The following is a 19141-nucleotide window of genomic DNA, read 5'->3' as shown; positions in this document are numbered from 1 at the left end:
TTAAAACTGTCAGGGTTGCGGGACAAGTAGTTGTTGCCAGCTCTTGGCACGCGGGTGGGCCAGGTCCGATTGGGTATAGCGGCGGCCGTCTGGCCCGATGTAGTCGCCGGTGGCCGGGTCATAGGTCGCGACGGCGGGCGGCGGGGGCGGCGTCGGCGCCGCGGCGGTGCCACGCGGTAATGGCAGTCGCGGATCCTGCCCCGGCGGGTAGAGCGGCACGCCCTGGCCGGTGGTGGTGGCGTTCGGGTCGCCCTTCCAGTTGTAGCCGTCGTTGAGCGGCACGTACTCCTCGTCGCTTTCACACAGCTCTATCGTGGGCGCCCTCTTCCACGGCTTGCTCTCGCACGGAATGTTGCGCACCCCACGGACATTGAACTCCGAGTCCTGCGGCACCCGGCAGAACAGGTCCGCGGCCGGCCGGTCCGGCGCGTCGACGCTGGCCGGTGAGCGGCGTTGCTGCGGCGGCAGGTAGCCGGTGGTGCACGGTGGCGGCAGGTTGAGGTTGAGGTTGAAGTCCAGCTGGGCACCCCGGTACTCCTGCTTGGTGTTAGAGCTGGGCACGATGATGGCCGCCATGGCCGCGATGCCCTGCGGGAGCAGGACCAGGAGTTGCTCGATGTCATGGCGGTAGACGACGGCGATGTCGCCCAGGCTCACCAGATTGGCGAACAGCACCGGCAACGCCGGCGCTACCCGGTCCAGCATCGCGCGGCCCTCCTCGACGCCGGAAGTGCCCTGTGTCAACAGGTCTCGCACCGCGGCGTCCTGGGCCTTGAATTGCGCCATGATGGCCGCGGTGTGGCCGGCCCACGTGGCGATCGCCTCGGATGTCTGCACCTGCGAATTGAGTACCGCCGGCGACTGGTCGATGAGGGCGGCAAGCGGGTCGACGGTGCGACCCCCGGCGATGGCCAACGCGGTCGAGCCGTCGACGATGCGGGACAGCTCCAGACCGAGGCCGCCGACCGCCCGATTGGTCTCGTCGATCACCGTGCGCAGGTTATCGCGTGGAATCGCTTGCAGCGCACGGTTGGTCAGGTCGAGCAGGTGCCCGATGTCGACGGGCACGTCGACATGTCCGGCGGTGATGACGTCGCCGTCTCGCAACGTGTGGGAACCATCGCCGTCCTTGCCGGGGGTCAGTTCGATGTACTGCTCGCCGATCGCGGATCGGCTGTGCACCGACGCTTGCACGTCGGAGGGCACCTTGACTCCCGATCGCATGGCCAGCACCGCGCGCACGCCGGTGGCGGTGACGTCGACCGACTTGACCTGTCCCACGTCGGTGCCGCGGTAGGTGACGACCGACGTCGCGTAGAGACCACCCGATTGCGGCAGATCGACGGTGACCTTGTACTCCCCGATCCCGAACAACGTGGCAGGCAGCTTCATGAAGTTGAATGCCATTGCGCCACAGGAGACGACGGTCACCAGCGTCAGGATTGACAACTGGATCCATGTCCGGCGATTCAACCGAAGCATTCAGTATCCCCCGAAATGGTACGGATAGGTCAGCGGGTTACCCCCGGTGACCGGGCTCGGCTGCATGCCGATGGTGCGACCCCACTGCAGTTCGAGCTGGGTGAGGTTGCCTTCCCAGCGCGAGCCGGTGAACAACCCTTGGTCGATGCGGCTCAACGTCAGATCGACGATCAGGGTGAGGTTGGCGTAGTCGCCGCGGAACCAGTTCCGCACGGTGGATGCCGGCCACGGGTAGGTCGCCAGGCCGTCCAGACCCTTGGTGAGGGAGGGGCCGGCATCGGCGAGCGAGCGCAGCACCGGCGCGATGTTGCGCAGGTTGTTCACCAGCGATTCCTTGCTCTGGTGGATGGTGTCGGCGGCGATCGCGCTGAATTTGCCGACCTGATCGATCGTGTCGGCGATCTTGGTGCGCTCCTTGGCCAGAACGTCCAGCGCCTTGGGCACCGACGTCAAGGCCTTGTCCACGACCGTGTCGTTCGCGGCAACCTGGCCGACCAGAGAGTTGAGATTCTCTGCGGCGGAGATGATGTCGTCGGTCTGATCATTGGTGCGCGCGATGAACTCATCGATCTGGTTGAGCAGACTGCGCATGTCGTTCTCGCGGCCGGCGAACGCCCTGGCGACCGCCTGCGTGATTTCCTGCAGCTGGCCGATGCCCCCACCGTTCAACAGGATCGACACCGACGCCAGTGTCTGCTCGGTAGTGGGATACAGGCTCGCGCGCGACAACGGGATGACCGACCCGGCCTTGAGTTGGCCTACTGGCGCTTCACCTTTGGGCGGCGCGAGTTCGATATGCATCGAACCGAGCAGGCTGGTCTGCCCGAGCTTCGCGGTCGAATTGACCGGCAGGTGCACGTCGCCATTGATCCGCATGGTGACCAGGGCATGCCAATCCTGCAGCTCGATCTTGGTGACGTTGCCGACGTTGACGTCGTCCACCCGGACCCGGGTGTTCTCCTGGATGGTGACCACATCGGGCATCTGCGCCTGGATCGTGTACGAGCCCGGCCCCCCGCCGGCGGTACCGGGCAGCCTGAAGGAGTTCAGGCCGCGCCAACCACACGCCGACAGGGTGACCACGCATATCAGCCCCAGGACCGCGGCCCCAGCGCGCCTCATGAGGGCCCCGTCGGCAGCATCAGGTTCTGTAGCACCTCGATCGAACTGGTCGTGTTCGACGGCGGCGCGGGCGGGGCCTCGGTCGGCGGCGGCTGGTCGGCCGGCGCCGGCTGCTCGGGAGGCGGCGCAGGCTCGCCATCCGGCGGCGCGGGCGCCTCAGGCGGGGGCGGCGGCGTGTACCCGGGCCGCAGCCAGTCCTCGCTGTAGGTGATCTCGCTGGGCCGCGCCTGCGTCCCGACGAACGGGTTAATTCCCGCCGGAATGTAGTTGTAGATACGGTTTTTGATGATCGGGTTGAGGTACTGCAGGCACAGCTTCGACACCCGCGCCAGGCGCGCCCGCGACGCCGCCTCGATCGAGCTGCAGATGAACTGCGGGATGTCGGCGAAGTTGTTCAGGGCCAGGATGCCGGTCATCGCGCTCTGGGCCGGCTGGTAGATGTTCAAGAAGTTCTGAAACACCGTCGGGGCGATGTGCAGGATCTGCTTGATATCGCCGCGGCTGTCATTGAGCGCCGTGGTGATGGAGCCCAATCGGTCGAAGGTGACGCCCGCCGCTTCGCGGTTCTCGGCCAGAAAATCACGCACGTCCGTGAGCGCGCCGTCCAGCGACTTCAACGCGTTGCCGACTTCGTTGGGGGTGTTGGACAGCAGCGTCGTCACGCCGGCCAGGTTCTGGTTGAACGAGGCCAGCAGATCGCTGCTCGAGTACAGCGCGGACACCAGCAGTTGCAGGTTACGCACCGTGCTGAAGATGTCGTCGGCGTGATCGCCGAGCGCCGAGATCGCCTCGGAAAGCTTGAGCACGGTGTCGCGGGCGGTGTCGCCCTGGCCGCGCACGTTGTCCGCCGCCGAGTCGATGAACTCGCCGACGGAGTTGACCCCGCCCGGGCTGGTGGGCTGCAGGGCGTCGGTGAGTTTCTCCAGCTGCTTGCGGAAGTCATCCCATTCGACGGGAACCGCGGTGCGGCTCAGGGGAATCGAGGCGCCGGCGCTCAGCTTCGGGCCGCCGGAGTACGCCGGGACGAGCTGGACAGCCCGCGATGTCACTAGCGATGGCGACAGGATCGCAGCGCGAGCATCCGCGGGGATCGAAAACTGCTTGTCGACGGAGAACGTCACCTTGGAACTGCCGGGCTGGGGCTCGATCTTATCGACCACGCCCACGGCGACGCCGAGGATGCGAATCTCGTCGCCCACGAACAGACCATTGGCCTCGGTGAAATACGCCGAGTACGTATTCTTTTCGACGTCTTTCCACAGCTTGTTGCCGACCACGAACGACGCCACGACCAGCGTCAGGATCAGGGTGGCGGCGGTTGCCTTCTGTAGGGTGCCCCGACTGATGTTCATGGCGAATCGAAATCGTGGGGCGAGGGCGGCGGAATAGTCCGGATGGGCGGGGTGGACGGCGGGGGCGACGGTGGCTGCGACCACAGCGGCACCGGCGCGTTCTCCGGCGGCACCGGCGGGGTGCCGGTGGGCGGGTCCACCACCTCCGACGGCAGCTTCTGGTTGGGGTCCAGGAATCGGTCGTACATGTCCGCGTCGAGCACCGGGCCGCCGATCTGGCCGGGCACCAGGTTGGCGACGTAGGCCTTGAAAAACGGTCCCGAACCCAGGCATTCGCCAAAGGACATCGCATAGCGTTTGAACTTGGGCAGCGTCTTCTGGATGTCTTCCTTGCGGTTGTCCAGGATCTCCAGTACGCCGTTGAGCTTGTCCAGGGCGGGTTTGAGTTGGGTCCTGTTGTCGTTGACCAGCCCCGAGATCTGATGCGACACCGCGGTCAGGTTGTTCATCAACGCGTCCAGCGAATCTCGTTCATCCAGCAGGGCCGCCAGCAGCGCGTTGGAATTCGCCACCAGTCCGGCGATCTGCTGGCTGCGCTTGCCCAGCACCGTCGACACCTTGTTGGCGTTGCCCAGCAGGCTGCGTAGCTGCGCGTCGCGACCGTTGAGGGTGTCGGAGAACCGCGCGACGCCCTCCAAAGCGGGCCTGAGGTTGGCCGGTGTCGCCTTGAGGGTGTTCGCCAATGTGCTCAGCGCCGTGGACAATTGGGCGGTGTCCAGGCCGCTGATGGTTGTCGTCAGATCGCCAAGGGCGTCGGGCAGCTCATACGGCGAGGTGGTGCGCTCCAACGGAATGGTGCCCGACAACTTCCCGGCGCCGCGCGGCGTCAGCTCGAGCATCTTGGCGCCCAGTATGGTTTCGGTCTTGATCGCCGCCTCGGTGCGGTCGCCCAATTCGACGCCCTTGTGCACGGTGAAACCCACCCGGACCTTGGTGCCCTCCAGGCGAAGGTCGGAGACCCGGCCCACGCCCATGCCCGAAACGCGCACGGTGTTACCGGGTTTGATGCCGCCGGCCTCGGAGAAGTAGGCCGCATAGTCGTCGGTGTTCTTGATGAACGGCAGCTTGTTGTACTGGAAGGCGACGATGGTCACACATGCCAGGATGACGGTTCCGATCACGCCCAGCACGAAAGGGTTTCGCTGGTCGCCGGATTTGACCTTGGGAATTTTCAGCCTCATTGCGGCGTGCACCGCCCGCTGGGCTGGCCCAACAGCTTGACGAAGATCGGGTTGCCCCCCTTACCGTTCAGCTTGAGCAATACCTCGCAGAAGTAGAAACCGAAGTAGTCACCGTTGAGGCCCTGCCGGGCGAGCACCTGGTAGATGTCCGGGAGATCCTTGAGCAGTTTGTCGACGTACTCTTTGTCGGAAAGCACCTGCCCCGACACGCGATCCGTCTCGTGGACAACGTCTTTGATCGGCTGGCGGGACTGGGCGAGCAGATCGGTGATCGAACCCGCGGCCGCATTGATGTAGGCGAGGCCGGTGGAGATGTCGTTTCTGCGCTGGGCCAGCCCGTCCACCAGCTGGGCCAGCTTGTCCACGCCGTCGGAAAACTCGCGATCGCGGGTGGCGAAGGTGTGCAGCACCGTGTTCAGGTTGGTGATCAGCTGGCCGATCAGCTCGCTGCGCCCCGCCAGGGTGGAGGTCAGTATCGAGGTTTGCGACAGCACCGACGCCAGCGTCCCGCCCTGCCCCTGAAAGATTCGCAGCAGTTGACCGGACAGGGCGTTGACCTGATCGGGGTCCAGGGCGCGGAACAACGGACGGAAACCGCCGATCAACGCGTCGATGTCGAGCGCGGGCGACGTCCGGGCCAGCGGGATGGTCGCCCCCGGCGGCAGCCGGCGTGGCGGCCCCGGGCCCTCCTCGAGCGCGAGATAGCGGTCACCGATCAGGTTTTCGTAACGCACGACGGCCTTGGTGCCCTCGCTGAGCCGAACGCCTTTGTCCACCTCGAAGTCGACGGTGACGGTGCCGTCACGGTGCAGGCTCAGGTCGCCGACCTTGCCGACTTCCACCCCGGCGATCCGCACGAAGTTGCCCGACTTGAGGCCGGAGATGTTGGTGAAGATGGCGCGGTAGCCGGTGCGGTCCTCGAACCGCAACTGCCCGAACACCGCGACCAGCGCAAAGGTGAACAGCAGGCAGACCGCCGTGAAGCTGCCGACCCGCAGGATGATGCTGGATAGTTTCCTTCTCATGGCGGCGGCTGCCCCCCGCGCCAGAAGTAGCGAGGCCCTTCCGGAGGGTTCTTGGTGGTCGGGAACCAGTTGGCCCACCAGGGATTACCCGCGGCCACGTTGGTGCGGATCTCGTTCGGCGCCGCCCCCCAACCGGTATCGGTGACCAGCGCCCGCACCGGGAAGTTGGCGCTGGGGTCGGGCAGCGATCCGCAGCTCGGCTTTCCGCCCGGCCCGCCGGTGGCGTTGACCTTGGGCAGGTGTTTCGGATACCGGTACGGGTCGTCGCCGAACAGCAGCGCCGCGTCGAGTATCACCGAATAACCGTTGCCGCCCAACGCGTCTCGGCCACCATGGTCGACGTACCACTGCGCACCCTGGAACAGGCACGTATAGGTCGGCGAGTATTTCTCCAGCAGGGCCATGGTCGGATCGAGCAGGTTCATGGACCGCACGATGTTCGACTCGTTGCGGCCGATCACGTTGATGCCGGTCTGGCTGAATCCGATCGCCGACAGCAACAACGAATCCAGCGAGCGCTGGTCGTCCGTGATGGTCGCGCTCGTCGTCGTCGCCGAGTCCAGGATCGACAAGATGTTCTGCGCCGCATCGGAATAGATGGCGGTGGTCTTGCCGAACAGCCGCCAGTCCTTTCCGATGGTGTCCATGCGCGGGTTGACGGTGAGTAGCACGTTGTTGGCGTCGGTGATCGCTTGTCCGAGCCGGTCGCCCTTGCCGCGCACGGATTGCGCGAAGGCCGACAGGATCGCGTTCAGCTTTGCCGGGTCGACCGCCTGGACCACCGACTGCAGGTTCTCGAAGACGGTGTTCACTTCCACGGTGACGTTGCGCGAGCGCAACAGCGCGCCGGGTTTCAACGATGCCGGGCTGGGATGGTCGGGAACGATCAGATCGACGTATTTCGAGCCGAACGCCGTGGTGGATTTGATCTCGGCCTCGAGGTTGCTCGGCAGATACTTGAAGGCGTCCGGTTGGATCTTCAGCTGCAGCCGAGCGGTCTTCACGTCGGTGCCGATCGACGCGACCTGACCCACCTGGACGCCGCGCAGCTTGACCTTGGCGCCGTCTTCCATCACCAGGCCGGCGCGGTCGGACACCAGCGTGAGCGGGACAAAGGCCTGGAATTTGCCCGAGAACGAGGCCGCGGTCATCGCGATCAGGCCACCGATCAGGATGAACAAGGTGGGTGCCCACCAGATCGGGTCAATCTTGCTGTGGCGGGTCCTGTTTCGCTGGAACGCCCCGTCGGCTTTGTGAGTGCTCATCCGGTCATCCCGACAGGTTGAAGTTGCCGGACTGCCCATAGACGGACAGCGAGATCATCAGGCACACGAAGGCCGTGACGATCATCGACGACCGCACCGACCGACCGACCGCTTCCCCGACGCCCGCCGGACCGCCCGTGGCGGTGAAGCCGTAATACGTGTGCACGACCATCACCCCGGCCGCCATGGTCAGCGCCGCCAAAAACGACCAGAACAGATCGGTGGGGCGCAAAAAGGTGGCGAAGTAGTGCTCGTAGACGCCTCGTGACTGCCCGTACACGTAGATCGTGAGGAACTTCGCCGCGACGAACGACATCAGCACGGCGACGGCATAGAGCGGGATGACGACCAGGATGCCGGCGATGATCCGGGTGGACGCCAAATAGGTGACCGCGCGGATGCCCATGACTTCCAGCGCGTCGATCTCCTCGTTGATGCGCATCGCGCCCAGCTGCGCGGTCGCCCCCGCACCGATCGTGGCGGCCAGTGCCAGACCGGCGGTGCAGGGCGCGATCATCCGCACGTTCAGGAACGCCGAGAGGAAGCCGGTCAGCGCTTCGACGCCGATGTTGGACAGCGTGTCGTAACCCTGTACCGCCACGAGGGCGCCGGTGGTCAGCGTGAGAAACCCGATGATGCCGACCGTGCCCCCGATGACGGCCAATGCCCCTGTGCCCATGCCCATCTCGGCGATCAGGCGCAGCAGTTCGTTCGGGTAGCGCCGTACCGCATCGACGGTGGCGGTCAGGGATTGCCCGTAGAAGGCGGTCTGTTCGCCCAGCTTCCGCGTGGAATCCGCGAGGCGGGGGCCAAGATTGACGAACCACGAGGGCTCGCGCGCGGCGTCGGTCATTTGGCCGTCACCTTCACACCGAGCGCGGTGGTCAGGATGTTGATGAAGAACAAGGCCATGAACGAGAAGACCACGGTTTCGTTCACTGCGTTGCCGACGCCGGTCGGGCCACCGCCCACCGACAAGCCCTTGTAGCAGGCGATCAGGCCGGCGGACAGCCCGAACAGCGTCGCCTTGATCAGCGAGATCACCACCTGCGGCAGCCCGGTGACCAGAGTCATCCCTGCGACGAACGCGCCGGGCGTGACGTGCTGGACGAAGACCACGAAGATGTAGCTGCCGGTCAACCCGGTGACCGCCACCACCGAGTACAGCAGAACCGCGACGAACGTCGCCGCGATGATGCGCGGAACCACCAGTGCCTGAATCGGATTGACGCCGATCACCTTCATCGCGTCGATCTCCTCGCGGATGGTGCGCGCGCCGAGATCCGCGCACATGGCCGTCGACCCGGCACCCGAGACGACCATCGCCGTGACGACCGGTCCCACCTGAGTCACCGACGCCAACCCGGCGCCGGCACCCGACAGATCGCCCGCGCCGATCTCGACCAACAGGATGTTGAGGACGAACACGATGAGCACCGTGTACGGGATCGACAACATAATCGTCGGAAAAATGGAAACGCGGGCGACAAACCAAATCTGCTCGAGCACTTCGCGCCACGCCCATGGGCCGCGCACCGCCGCCACCAATGCCTCGGCGCTGAGCAGAAAGAATTGGCCCAGCGCGGTCATGGGCCGCGCAAGGACCGCCGCGTTCACGCTGCTCGTCCAACCCAACGGCGGTCTTTGACTCAACCCGACCCCCATTTTCGTAACAGCGTTTATACGTTGGTAATTCGCTGGCCCTAACGCAAACAGCACTGTTTACCTGCGCCGCGTCTGCTTGAGCGCACTAGATGAGGGAATGTACGGGCAAAACGATGCCCGACGTCAGGTTTGCAATCAACAAGAAGAAATATTCGGTGGCGCCGCCAGGCCTGCGCCGATGTTCTATCCGGCCGCTGGCCTGCGTGATTAGTCGGAACCGGCCCGACGCAGCGGCCCCCGCAGCAGCGGCCGGCAGACGGACCGAGTAGCGACCGGTGGCGCACGCAGACGAAGGGTCCGGCGCACGGGAAAACCGGGGTGGCAGGCCGAATCAGCTTGCAACGCAGCGCTTCTCAACGCAGCACGGCCTGCGCCGCGGGCGCGGCTTTCCGTCCGCTCCGAAACCAGATGAGCACCCACGGCCACCGTCCGTTCGGCTGTCGTCGCCGAAAGCCACAGTTCGGGCAAGACCGCTTCAACACAATGGTTTCCTTCAGCCTGACCCTAAGCGCGCTAGCCCGGATAATTTTCTTGCGTTCTGGATACACTCTGCCGGTGACCAATAGCCCGTCGTCATATCTGGTGCTGGCGTCGCAGCGCAGCGGCAGCACGCTGCTGGTCGAGTCGCTGCGCGCCACCGGCGTCGCCGGCGAGCCGCAGGAGTTCTTCCAGTATCTGCCGTCCACCAGCCAGTCCCCGCAGCCCCGGGAATGGTTCGCCGGCGTCGAGGACGAGTCGATCCTGAGCCTGCTCGACCCGCTGGACGTCGGGACGCCCGACCTGGCGCCGCCCGAGATCTGGCGGGCCTACATCCGCACGGTCGGGCGGACCCCGAACGGGGTGTGGGGCGGCAAGCTGATGTGGAACCAGACGCCACTGCTGCTCGACCGTGCGAAGAACCTGCCGGACCGCAGCGGGGACGGCTTGCTGGCGGCGATCACGGATGTGGTGGGCGAGCAGCCGCTGTTGATTCACGTCTACCGGCCCGATGTGATCTCCCAAGCGGTGTCGTTCTGGCGGGCGGTGCAGACCCGGGTCTGGCGCGGCCGGCCCGACCCGGTCCGGGATGCGCGCGCCACCTATCACGCCGGGGCCATCGCCCACGTCGTCACCATGCTGCGCGCGCAAGAAGAGGGTTGGCGGAACTGGTTCGCCGAAGAAAACATCGAACCCATGGACATCTCGTATCCGGTGTTGTGGCGCAACCTGACTCAGGTGGTGGGGTCCATCCTGGAGGCGTTGGGCTTGGATCCACAGCTGGCGCCCGAGCCGGTGCTGGAGCGTCAGGCCGACCAGCGCTCCGACGAGTGGGTGGACCGCTATCGGGCCGATGCCGAGAAGCACGGCCTGCCAACCTGATCGACCGGCCGAGCTAAATTCAGCACGAGCCAATCACTTGGATGTAGCGCGCCCGGACGCCACCATTCCGGTCAAACGGATGCGGCTGGGAGACGCCGCCATAAGCGCTTGAGGAGCGGTCATCGTGGGTGAAGGCGTGCCAACTAACGGAAAGGACCCCGACGCTCCGCAGGGGCCGGATTGGGCGGCCCGGCTCGGTTCGGTGTCGGTGGATTGGTGGGCGACCGCGGTGGCGGGCGTGATCGTCGCGTTGGCCGTGGCCAACGTGCTTCCGAGGATCCCCTGGTGACCGGCGTGAGCACCGTCCGCACGGGACCCGACGAAACGTCGGACGAGGTCACCTTCACCAGCACCCGTCCCCTGGACTATGTGCCGGGCATCCTGCTTCTGATCGGCGTCGGGGTGCTGGGCAAGTACGCCCAGATCTGGTGGAACGCACTGGCCAAGCACCAGCACTGGACCGTGCCCGACATCGAATATGTGTTGTGGGCGATCGTGATTGGGCTCTTGATCACCAATACCATCGGCCTGCACCCGATATTCCGCCCCGGCGTGCTGACCTACGAATTCTGGCTCAAGGCCGGGATCGTGGCGCTCGGCTCGCGGTTCGTGCTGGGCGACATCGCCAAACTCGGCGGCATCAGCCTGGTGCAGATCCTGGTGGACATGACCATTGCCGGGACGATCATCATCGTGGTGGCCCGCGCGTTCGGGTTGTCGGGCAAGCTCGGCTCGCTGTTGGCGATCGGCACGTCCATCTGCGGGGTGTCGGCCATCGTGGCGGCCAAGGGGGCGATCCGGGCCCGCAACTCCGATGTCAGCTACGCGATCGCGGCGATCCTGGCGCTGGGCGCGGTGTCGCTGTTCGTGTTGCCGCCGTTGGGGCACGCGATCGGTCTCACCGACCACGAATTCGGTTTGTGGGCCGGGCTTTCCGTGGACAACACTGCCGAAACAACGGCCACGGGATATCTGTACTCCGACCACGCCGGCAAGATCGCGGTGCTGGTGAAGTCGACCCGTAACGCGCTGATCGGCTTCGTCGTGCTGGGCTTCGCGCTGTTTTGGGCCGCGCGAGGGGAAGCCGACGAGATCGCCCGGGGCGCCAAGGCCAAGACCGCGTTCATCTGGAGCAAGTTCCCGAAGTTTGTGCTCGGCTTCCTGGTGGTCTCGGCGATCGCCACGGCGGGGTGGCTGACCAAGGGCCAGACCGCCAACCTCGCCAACGTGTCGAAATGGGCCTTCCTGCTGACCTTTGCCGGCGTGGGACTCAACACCGACATCCGTCAGATCGCGCGCACCGGGTGGCGGCCGTTGGTCGTCGCGGTCATCGGGCTGACCGTCGTCGCCACCGTCTCGCTCGGCATCGTGCTGCTGACGTCGCGCGTATTCGGTTGGGGTGCGGGAACTTAACGGTTCAGCGCCTCAACCGCATCGCGCTACGCGCCCGGCTGGGCGGGCGCTCGAATCCCCACGCCCAGCCGGCCGGGCGCTCGGCACGCCGGCCGCTCAGCCGACGTTGGTACCGCCCTCGGCGATCCGGCGCACCGCCTTGAGGAACACGTCGATCTCGTCGAAGGTGTTGTAGAACGCGAACGACGGACGGACCGTGGCCTCCAGACCCAGCCGCCGCAGGGCGGGCTGTGCGCAGTGATGGCCCGCGCGCACCGCGATGCCCTCGGCGTTGAGCGCCTTGCCCACCTCGAGCGGCTCGTGGCCGGCCAGCACGAAGGACAGCACGCTGGCCTTCTCCTGCGCGGTACCCACCAGGCGCACGCCCGGGATGTCGGCCAGCCGCGGCGTCGCGTACTCGAGCAAGGCGTGCTCGTAGGCGGCGATCCGCTCGACGCCCAACCGTTGCACATAGCGCAGCGCCTCCGTCAGCCCGACCGCGTCGGCGATGTTGCCGGTGCCGGCCTCGAACTTGGTCGGCGGTCCCTGGTACAGCGACCGGTCCAGCGTGACGTCGGCGATCATGTGACCGCCGCCCTGCCACGGCGGTGTCTCGGTCAGCGCCTCCTCGGTGCCGTAGAGCGCACCGATTCCGGTGGGGCCGTAGATCTTGTGTCCGGAGAACACGAAAAAGTCCGCACCGAGTTCGGCGACGTCGATCGGTATGTGCTGAATCGACTGAGCCCCATCGATCAGCACCCTGGCGCCGTAGCGGTGGCCGAGCTCGACGATCTTGTCCACCGGTACCACGGTGCCCAACGCGTTGGACACCTGGCTCGCGGCGACCAGCTTGGTCCGCGGACCCAGTAGCTCCTCGAACTCGCTCAGCAGCAGGTTGCCCGCATCGTCGATCGGGGCCACCTTCAGGATCGCGCCGGTCTTTTGCGAAATCAGCTGCCAGGGAACGATATTCGCGTGGTGCTCCAGGTGGGTGATGACGATCTCGTCACCGGGCTGCAGATGCTTGCCACCCCATGCGTGCGCCACCAGGTTGATCGCCTCGGTGGTACCGCGGACGAACACGATGTTCTCGGAACTCGGCGCGCCGATGAAATCGGCTACCGTGTCGCGGGCCTCCTCGTAGGCGTCGGTGGCCCGGGCCGCCAATTCGTGCGCGGCGCGGTGAATATTCGAGTTCTCGTGGGCGTAGAAGTGCGACAACCGATCGATCACGACCTGCGGCTTCTGGGTGGTCGCCGCGTTGTCGAACCAGATGAGCGGCTTGCCGTTGACGATCTCCTTGAGGATCGGGAAGTCCGCCCGGACCGCGTTGACGTCGAATATCTCGTGCTCGTCCGAAAGCCGCGGCACGGGAGCGGCTTTGGTCAGGAAGTGGTAGTCCCCGTCGTCACCGGCCGGTGCGTTCGGTGCCGACGCGGGCGCGTCGGACCAGCCCAGGTCGGTGACGGCCGGCGCCTCGGGCAGCCACGACGGCGCCGAACCGCGCGAGCCGGCGGGCACGGTCGGTGTCGTTCCGGCCAACACACCGGGCACCGTGGGCACGATGCCGCCGGGCACCGCGAACGCACCCGGTTCACCGCCGAACCACGGGACGGCGGCCAGCGTCGTCGTGTCGGGCGCTCCCCCGCGTGGGGCCACCGGCGCCGTCTGCGGCGGGACGTCGGGTTCGGCCGACGTCGGCGCCGGTAGATAGATGTCGGAGAAATTCAGCTGCGGCACCGGCGACGGGTACACGTCGGCCGCCCCGGCGCCCGCCTGGCCGGCCGAGGTCGCCGCCGTGGCATCCGGGGCGCTGCCGCGCGGGGCCACCGGCACCGTCTGCGGCGGGGCTTCCGGTGCGCTGGAGGTGGGAGCCGGAACGTAGACGTCGTGGCCACCGACCAACGGGACCGGTCCGGGGTAGACGTCGGCCGTGCCGGCCGCCGCCTGCCCTGCCGACGTCGCCGCCGTCGCGTCCGGCACGTTGCCACGCGGCGCGACCGGGGCCGACTGCGGTGGACTGTCCAGGCCCGGCCGGATGCTGGCCGCATACAACTGGCTGGCCAGCGCGGCAAGCTCCGCAGCGCTGATAGGCAGGTCGCTTTCGGCGTCTACCGCTCGGTACTCACTTGTACTCATGGAACTGGTCCACGGCGACGTCGTCCAGCACGGCGAGTGCGTCGTCGGTCAAAACAGCCAGGGACGTGTACAGGGTGACCAGGTAAGTCGCGATCGCCGACTGGTTGATGCCGGTGAACCGCACCGACAGACCCGGCGCCTGCTCCCCGACCAGGCCGGGCTGGAACAGGCCGACCACGCCCTGCCGCTCCTCACCGGTGCGCACCAGGATGAACTTGGTCTTGCCGTCCTCCACCGGGACCTTGTCCGACGGAATCAGCGGAATGCCGCGCCAGGTGATGAACTGCGCACCGAACAGGCTGACCACTGGCGGCGGGACGCCCCGGTAGGTGGCTTCACGGCCGAATGCGGCGATACCCAGCGGATGGGTGAGGAAGAAGCTGGGCGTCTTCCACACCTTGGTGATCAGCGCGTCGAGGTCGTCGGGCGCGGGGGCACCGGCGAGCGTCTGGATGGTCTGCTCCGGCGTGGCCTGCGCGAGCAACCCGTACTCGGGGCTGTTGATCAGTTCGAACTCTTGACGTTCCTTGATCGTCTCGATCGTCAGCCGCAGCTGCTGAGCGATCTGGTCGTGCGGGCTCGAGTACAGGTCGGACACCCGGGTGTGAATGTCGACCAGCGTCGAGATGCTACGCAGCGTGTATTCGCGCGGGCTGGTCTCGTAGTCGACATAGGTCTCCGGCAGCGGTTCGTCGGTGCCGGCGCCCGCCTCGGCCTTGATCGCCACCTGCTCGGGGTTGACCACCCGGTTCACCCGGTAGATGCCGGCCTCCACCGGGACCCAGCCGAGCAGGTGCAGCAGCCAGCGCGGCGTGATGGTCGAAAGCTGGGGGACAGTCTTCGTCGCGTTGGCTAGTTGCCGGGCAGCGAGGTCGCCAAGTGTCTGAGACTCGTTTTGAGCCGACGTCATCGTGATCCTTTCATGCGTGAACTGCGGCCGGGATCGGGCGGATCTATCGTCCCCCAACAGAAGCGGGCCCGCGCGCCGAGCCTAGGCAAGTGTAGGGGCAGGCCAGAAGGTTTTGAGCCCCGCTGAGCGAAACGGGTCGAGAAGTGCCGATGCCCTATAGTGGGGATATGCAACACCCCGCACAGTCGTGCTTCGTCCCGTCGCGCTGCGTCGGCGTGGACTGTTGTTGCTGTTGTTGCTGTTGATTTCCTGAGCCCTCTGACGCTGTAGAAATCCCCGCGCTAGCCCATTTCCGGGCGGTACCGCCGGGTCTGCCCGGTGGCGTGAAGGCGTGGGCCAACCAAAGCCTTTCAGGAAGACCAGCAACCCATGACCATATTGTCCGAGCCCAACCGTGCCCTGGCGCCGGTGGCGACCCGCCGGCGTTCGGTGGTCCGACCGGCCACCGCGCTCAACCGCATGACCCGTTACCGGGGTGGCACCTATTCCCACACCGTCGACCGGGTCGTGTTCACCGACGGCAGCTGGGCGCGCACCGACCTGATCAGGCTCAACCCGAACGTGCACGCCTACTCGCTGGATTTCACCGGCGTCGCGCCGCAGCACCCGTCGCGCTACCGCGTCGACACCTGGGCTGCCCTGCCCCATCTGCGCGCATCCAGCCACGAAGCCACGGTCGGCTGGATCCTGCGGAACTCCTTTCCGATGCGCTCCGTCGCCGAACTGAGCCGCCAGGTGCGTGACGCGGGTTATCCGCTCGGACCGGCCAACATCAACGAGCACGAGGCGATCGCCGCGACCCAGGCCGCGATCTGGTTTTTCACCAACGGCCTGGCGCTGGACACCCGCCCGCTCAACGTGCCCGTCGCCGTTCACCGCTCACCGGGGCCGGTGATCACCTTCGAATTCGACGGCGCGCCTCAGCTCGGCGGCTACTCGGTGTGGGTCGCCTCCAACGGGCACCTCACGGTACGGCTGCAGAAATCGGCCAATGGCCTTGACTGGCAAGACGTTTCGGGATCCGAACTGGCCGTGCGCCCCGGCCGGGGCCGCCACCAGCGCACGTTGGGCGAGGGCAGCACACTGTCGTCGAGCAGCCATGGCCGCGGCGGGCGCGGGTACCGCTACTACCGGCTGGTCGCACAATCCGATGCCGATGTCCCCCGCATCGAGCACGTCAGCTTCCGGCTCACCGGTGCGCGCCACTATCGCAACGCCGACAAGGTGGTGCACCTGTACAACTATCTGCTTGCGCAGGCGCGAAAGTTCGCTCACCAGGCCGCCGACGAAGCCCTGCTGGTCGACCAGCACGCCGCCGCGGATTCGGGCCTCGTCGGGCCGTTCCAGGTGCGAATCCCGCTGATACTCAGCGCCACCGGCGGTCACGAGCTGCTGGACGCCGACGGCTTCGCATTCGGCGACACGATCCAACCCGGCACGGATTTCTACATACGCCAGGCGCCGGGCACCTCGGGAATAACGCTCACCGCGAAAACGGTTGGCGATCTGCATGGACGCGTGCTCACCGGGGTGGCGCTGGACGAAGCGTCGCAACGCTTTACCCCTGTAGCGCTAGCCATCCCCACCGAGATGAACATAGAGTTCGATATTAGCTGGCAGGCGGATGAGGCCTGGTCCTACGTCGTTGGAGACAAAAGATAGATGAGCATCGCGGAGAACGTCACGGAATTGATCGGTAACACCCCGCTGGTCCGGCTGAACCGGGTCACCGAGGGTGCGGTCGCCGACGTCGTCGCCAAGCTGGAATTCTTCAACCCGGGAAACAGTGTCAAGGACCGCATCGGGGTCGCGATGATCGACGCGGCCGAGCAGGCGGGCCTGATCAAACCGGACACCATCATTCTCGAGCCCACGAGCGGCAACACCGGCATCGCCCTGGCGCTGGTGGCCGCGGCCCGCGGCTACCGTTGCGTGCTGACCATGCCGGAGACCATGAGCGTCGAGCGGCGAATGTTGTTGCGCGCCTTGGGAGCCGAGATCGTGTTGACCCCTGGATCCGAGGGCATGCCGGGCGCCATCGCCAAGGCCGAGGAGCTTGCCAAAAGCGACCAACGCTATTTCGTGCCACAGCAGTTCGAGAACAAGGCCAACCCCGCGATCCACCGCAAGACCACCGCGGAAGAGGTGTGGCGCGACACTGACGGCAAGGTCGACATCTTCGTCGCCGGGGTGGGCACCGGCGGCACCATCACCGGTGTGGCCCAGGTGATCAAGGAGCGCAAGCCCTCGGCGCAGTTCATCGCCGTCGAACCGGCCGCGTCGCCGGTGCTGTCCGGCGGACAGAAAGGGCCGCACCCGATCCAGGGCTTGGGCGCCGGGTTCGTCCCGCCCGTGCTCGCGCTGGATCTGGTCGACGAGGTCATCGCGGTCGGCAACGAGGAATCCATCACCCTGGCCCGGCGGCTGGCCGCCGAGGAGGGCCTGTTGGTGGGCATCTCCTCGGGGGCGGCGGTGGTAGCCGCCCTGCAGGTGGCCCGCCGGCCCGAGAACGCCGGGAAGCTCGTCGTCGTGGTGCTGCCCGACTTCGGCGAGCGGTACCTGAGCACGCCGCTGTTCTCCGACCTGGCCGATTAGTCATGCTCGAAGCCATCCGTCGTGACATCCGAGCGGCCAGGGAACGCGATCCGGCCGTCCCGACCACGCTGCAGGTGATCTTCGCCTACCCGGGCGTGCACGCCATCTGGGGTCACCGCGTCAGCCATTGGCTGTGGAACCGCGGCGCAAAGGTGGCCGCGCGAACGTTCGGCGAGATCACCCGCATCCTCACCGGCGTCGAGATCCACCCCGGCGCGGTGCTCGGCCCCGGTCTCTTCATCGACCACGCCACCGGGGTGGTAATCGGCGAGACGGCCGAGGTGGGCGAGGACGTGACCATCTATCACGGAGTCACCCTCGGTGGCAGCGGCAGGGACACCGGCAAACGTCATCCCACCATCGGTGATCGGGTCACCATCGGCGCCGGGGCGAAGGTCCTGGGCGCCATCAAGATCGGCGACGACAGCCGTATCGGCGCCAACGCCGTGGTGGTCAAAGAGGTTCCGTCCAGCTCAGTGGTCGTCGGCGTGCCCGGACAGGTCATCAGCCGCAGCCGTCCCGGCAGCCCGGACGACTCGATGATGCCCGACCTCGTCGGAGTCAGCCTGCAGTCGCTGCTGACCCGGGTGACCAAACTCGAAGCCCGCGCGGACGGCGCCCAGAGCAATCACGTCATCCGGCCGCCCGAAGCCGGCGTGTGGCACGGCGAGGACTTCTCCATCTGAAAGACGGTGGCGTTCAGAGCAAGACGCCGTGATCGCCCGTATTCGCCACGCTGCACCGAACCCGCATCGCCGCGTTCCGCCGGGCTGAACTCGGCGAAGTATTACTCAGCCTGAACTTAACCCGGTTTTGGAATGCAGCGCCGTCGGCAGCGTTGCACAGTGGGTTATGACCATGCTGCGCGACGCCGAACCGACGGGGATCACCGGGGACCGACCATGACCGAGCTGCATCTGGCTGTGGGACTGGACGGCTACGGCTGGCACCCCCACGCGTGGCGATACGCGTTCGCGCACAACGCGACCGGTGGCGGGCAACTGAGCGGCCGCTATTGGGCAGCGCTGGCGAGCACCGCCGAGCGCGGCCTGCTGGATTTCCTGACCATCGACGACAGCCTTGACGCGCAACCCGGCCGCAGCGCCGACATCTCGCCGCGGCGCCTAGCGGGACGCGCGGATGCCACGCTGGTCGCCGCCCGCATCGCCCCGGCCACCCGACACATCGGCCTGATTCCGGTGGCGACCGTTACCCATACCGAACCGTTCCACGTCTCGAAAGCCATTGCGACGCTTGACCATATCTCCCACGGCCGGGCGGGATGGCAGGTGCGGGTGAGCCCGACGGCGCACGAGGCCGCCCTGTTCGGCCGGCGGGCCGCCCCCGACGGCGACGACCTGTTCGACGAGGCCGCCGACGCGGTGGAGGTGGTGCGCCGGCTCTGGGACAGCTGGGAGGACGACGCGGTCATCCGCGATGTGGCGACCGGCCGCTACATCGACCGCGACAAACTGCACTACATCGACTTCGTCGGCGAGCGCTTCTCGGTCAAAGGGCCCTCGATCACCCCGCGCCCGCCTCAGGGCCAGCCGGTGGTGGCCGCACTTGCCCACGCACCGCGGGTCTACGAATTCGCCGCCGCCAGCGCCGACCTGGTCTTCATCACCCCGCACGACGAGGGCTCGCTGCGGGC

17 protein-coding genes are annotated in these 19141 nt (G+C 66.5%); 7 read left to right on the top strand and 10 right to left on the bottom strand.

Annotated features, from left to right (window positions below):
* Positions 1-9 precede the first annotated feature (9 nt).
* The 8 genes from A5659_RS21145 to A5659_RS21110 are packed head-to-tail and all read right to left on the bottom strand — an operon-like array spanning position 10 to position 9044.
* On the bottom strand, positions 10-1482 hold the full coding sequence (locus A5659_RS21145; RefSeq protein ID WP_067184022.1) for an MCE family protein: 1473 nt from the start codon (positions 1480-1482) through the stop codon (positions 10-12).
* Positions 1483-2604 carry a virulence factor Mce family protein gene (locus A5659_RS21140; RefSeq protein WP_067184019.1) on the bottom strand — a complete coding sequence of 374 codons (1122 nt, stop codon included), beginning with the start codon at positions 2602-2604 and terminating at the stop codon, positions 1483-1485.
* Positions 2601-3956: an MCE family protein gene (locus A5659_RS21135; RefSeq protein WP_067184016.1), complete on the bottom strand. Its 1356-nt coding sequence runs from the start codon at positions 3954-3956 to the stop codon at positions 2601-2603. Before A5659_RS21135 ends, A5659_RS21140 begins: the two co-directional genes overlap by 4 nt.
* Entirely contained in the window at positions 3953-5137 is a 1185-nt protein-coding gene (locus tag A5659_RS21130) for an MCE family protein (RefSeq protein WP_156749299.1), read from the bottom strand. The genes A5659_RS21135 and A5659_RS21130 overlap by 4 nt, the downstream gene beginning before the upstream one ends.
* The gene (locus A5659_RS21125) at positions 5134-6162 is read right to left on the bottom strand and encodes an MCE family protein (RefSeq protein WP_066877528.1); all 1029 of its coding nucleotides are present in this window, start codon (positions 6160-6162) and stop codon (positions 5134-5136) included. Before A5659_RS21125 ends, A5659_RS21130 begins: the two co-directional genes overlap by 4 nt.
* On the bottom strand, positions 6159-7427 hold the full coding sequence (locus tag A5659_RS21120) for an MCE family protein (RefSeq protein WP_067184012.1): 1269 nt from the start codon (positions 7425-7427) through the stop codon (positions 6159-6161). Before A5659_RS21120 ends, A5659_RS21125 begins: the two co-directional genes overlap by 4 nt.
* Positions 7428-7431: 4 nt before the next feature.
* Entirely contained in the window at positions 7432-8280 is an 849-nt protein-coding gene (locus tag A5659_RS21115; RefSeq protein ID WP_066869643.1) for an ABC transporter permease, read from the bottom strand.
* Positions 8277-9044, bottom strand: a complete 768-nt coding sequence (locus A5659_RS21110) for an ABC transporter permease (protein ID WP_066869640.1) — start codon at positions 9042-9044, stop codon at positions 8277-8279. Before A5659_RS21110 ends, A5659_RS21115 begins: the two co-directional genes overlap by 4 nt.
* A gap of 603 nt (positions 9045-9647) precedes the next feature.
* Between A5659_RS21110 and A5659_RS21105 the strand changes: the two genes are divergently transcribed.
* The 3 genes from A5659_RS21105 to A5659_RS21100 all read left to right on the top strand — a co-directional run bounded on the left by A5659_RS21105 (position 9648) and on the right by A5659_RS21100 (position 11864).
* Positions 9648-10451: a Stf0 sulfotransferase family protein gene (locus tag A5659_RS21105; protein ID WP_066880012.1), complete on the top strand. Its 804-nt coding sequence runs from the start codon at positions 9648-9650 to the stop codon at positions 10449-10451.
* Positions 10452-10587: 136 nt separating this feature from the next.
* On the top strand, positions 10588-10740 hold the full coding sequence (locus A5659_RS28275) for a hypothetical protein (protein ID WP_165827908.1): 153 nt from the start codon (positions 10588-10590) through the stop codon (positions 10738-10740).
* Positions 10734-11864, top strand: coding sequence for a YeiH family protein (locus A5659_RS21100; protein ID WP_067184043.1), 1131 nt, complete (start codon positions 10734-10736; stop codon positions 11862-11864). The genes A5659_RS28275 and A5659_RS21100 overlap by 7 nt, the downstream gene beginning before the upstream one ends.
* Before the next feature lie 96 nt (positions 11865-11960).
* Here the strand turns inward: A5659_RS21100 and A5659_RS21095 are convergent, their stop codons facing one another.
* Both A5659_RS21095 and A5659_RS21090 read right to left on the bottom strand, forming a co-directional pair.
* Positions 11961-13982 (bottom strand): family 2A encapsulin nanocompartment cargo protein cysteine desulfurase, encoded by a 2022-nt coding sequence (locus A5659_RS21095; protein WP_067184008.1) that lies wholly within the window; start codon positions 13980-13982, stop codon positions 11961-11963.
* Positions 13969-14892, bottom strand: coding sequence for a family 2A encapsulin nanocompartment shell protein (locus A5659_RS21090; protein ID WP_065026699.1), 924 nt, complete (start codon positions 14890-14892; stop codon positions 13969-13971). The genes A5659_RS21095 and A5659_RS21090 overlap by 14 nt, the downstream gene beginning before the upstream one ends.
* Positions 14893-15261: 369 nt before the next feature.
* Between A5659_RS21090 and A5659_RS21085 the strand changes: the two genes are divergently transcribed.
* From A5659_RS21085 to A5659_RS21070, 4 genes are all read left to right on the top strand, one after another.
* On the top strand, positions 15262-16554 hold the full coding sequence (locus A5659_RS21085; RefSeq protein WP_066869631.1) for a thioester domain-containing protein: 1293 nt from the start codon (positions 15262-15264) through the stop codon (positions 16552-16554).
* A complete protein-coding gene (gene cysK / locus A5659_RS21080; RefSeq protein ID WP_066869628.1) occupies positions 16555-17487 on the top strand; it encodes a cysteine synthase A in 933 nt (310 codons plus the stop codon).
* A 2-nt stretch (positions 17488-17489) separates the two neighbouring features.
* Positions 17490-18173 carry a serine O-acetyltransferase gene (gene cysE, locus A5659_RS21075; RefSeq protein WP_066869625.1) on the top strand — a complete coding sequence of 228 codons (684 nt, stop codon included), beginning with the start codon at positions 17490-17492 and terminating at the stop codon, positions 18171-18173.
* A gap of 216 nt (positions 18174-18389) precedes the next feature.
* On the top strand, positions 18390-19141 hold a 752-nt coding region (locus A5659_RS21070), incomplete at its 3' end, for an LLM class flavin-dependent oxidoreductase (RefSeq protein WP_067184005.1).

Origin of the sequence: Mycobacterium sp. 1165196.3, from assembly GCF_001673415.1 — a bacterium.
Taxonomy (GTDB): domain Bacteria; phylum Actinomycetota; class Actinomycetes; order Mycobacteriales; family Mycobacteriaceae; genus Mycobacterium; species Mycobacterium europaeum_A.
Note: the sequence above shows the minus strand (reverse complement) of the source record. Positions and strands in the feature narration are given on the sequence as shown.

What these genes read in the sequence shown, in the direction of transcription:
- A5659_RS21125 (WP_066877528.1), bottom strand. Translation starts at nt 6,162, where the DNA reads ATGAGAAGGAAACTATCCAGCATCATCCTGCGGGTCGGCAGCTTCACG.
- A5659_RS21135 (WP_067184016.1), bottom strand. Translation starts at nt 3,956, where the DNA reads ATGAACATCAGTCGGGGCACCCTACAGAAGGCAACCGCCGCCACCCTG.
- A5659_RS21115 (WP_066869643.1), bottom strand. Translation starts at nt 8,280, where the DNA reads ATGACCGACGCCGCGCGCGAGCCCTCGTGGTTCGTCAATCTTGGCCCC.
- A5659_RS21090 (WP_065026699.1), bottom strand. Translation starts at nt 14,892, where the DNA reads ATGACGTCGGCTCAAAACGAGTCTCAGACACTTGGCGACCTCGCTGCC.
- A5659_RS21120 (WP_067184012.1), bottom strand. Translation starts at nt 7,427, where the DNA reads ATGAGCACTCACAAAGCCGACGGGGCGTTCCAGCGAAACAGGACCCGC.
- cysK (WP_066869628.1), top strand. Translation starts at nt 16,555, where the DNA reads ATGAGCATCGCGGAGAACGTCACGGAATTGATCGGTAACACCCCGCTG.
- A5659_RS21130 (WP_156749299.1), bottom strand. Translation starts at nt 5,137, where the DNA reads ATGAGGCTGAAAATTCCCAAGGTCAAATCCGGCGACCAGCGAAACCCT.
- cysE (WP_066869625.1), top strand. Translation starts at nt 17,490, where the DNA reads ATGCTCGAAGCCATCCGTCGTGACATCCGAGCGGCCAGGGAACGCGAT.
- A5659_RS21145 (WP_067184022.1), bottom strand. Translation starts at nt 1,482, where the DNA reads ATGCTTCGGTTGAATCGCCGGACATGGATCCAGTTGTCAATCCTGACG.
- A5659_RS21140 (WP_067184019.1), bottom strand. Translation starts at nt 2,604, where the DNA reads ATGAGGCGCGCTGGGGCCGCGGTCCTGGGGCTGATATGCGTGGTCACC.
- A5659_RS21095 (WP_067184008.1), bottom strand. Translation starts at nt 13,982, where the DNA reads ATGAGTACAAGTGAGTACCGAGCGGTAGACGCCGAAAGCGACCTGCCT.
- A5659_RS21085 (WP_066869631.1), top strand. Translation starts at nt 15,262, where the DNA reads ATGACCATATTGTCCGAGCCCAACCGTGCCCTGGCGCCGGTGGCGACC.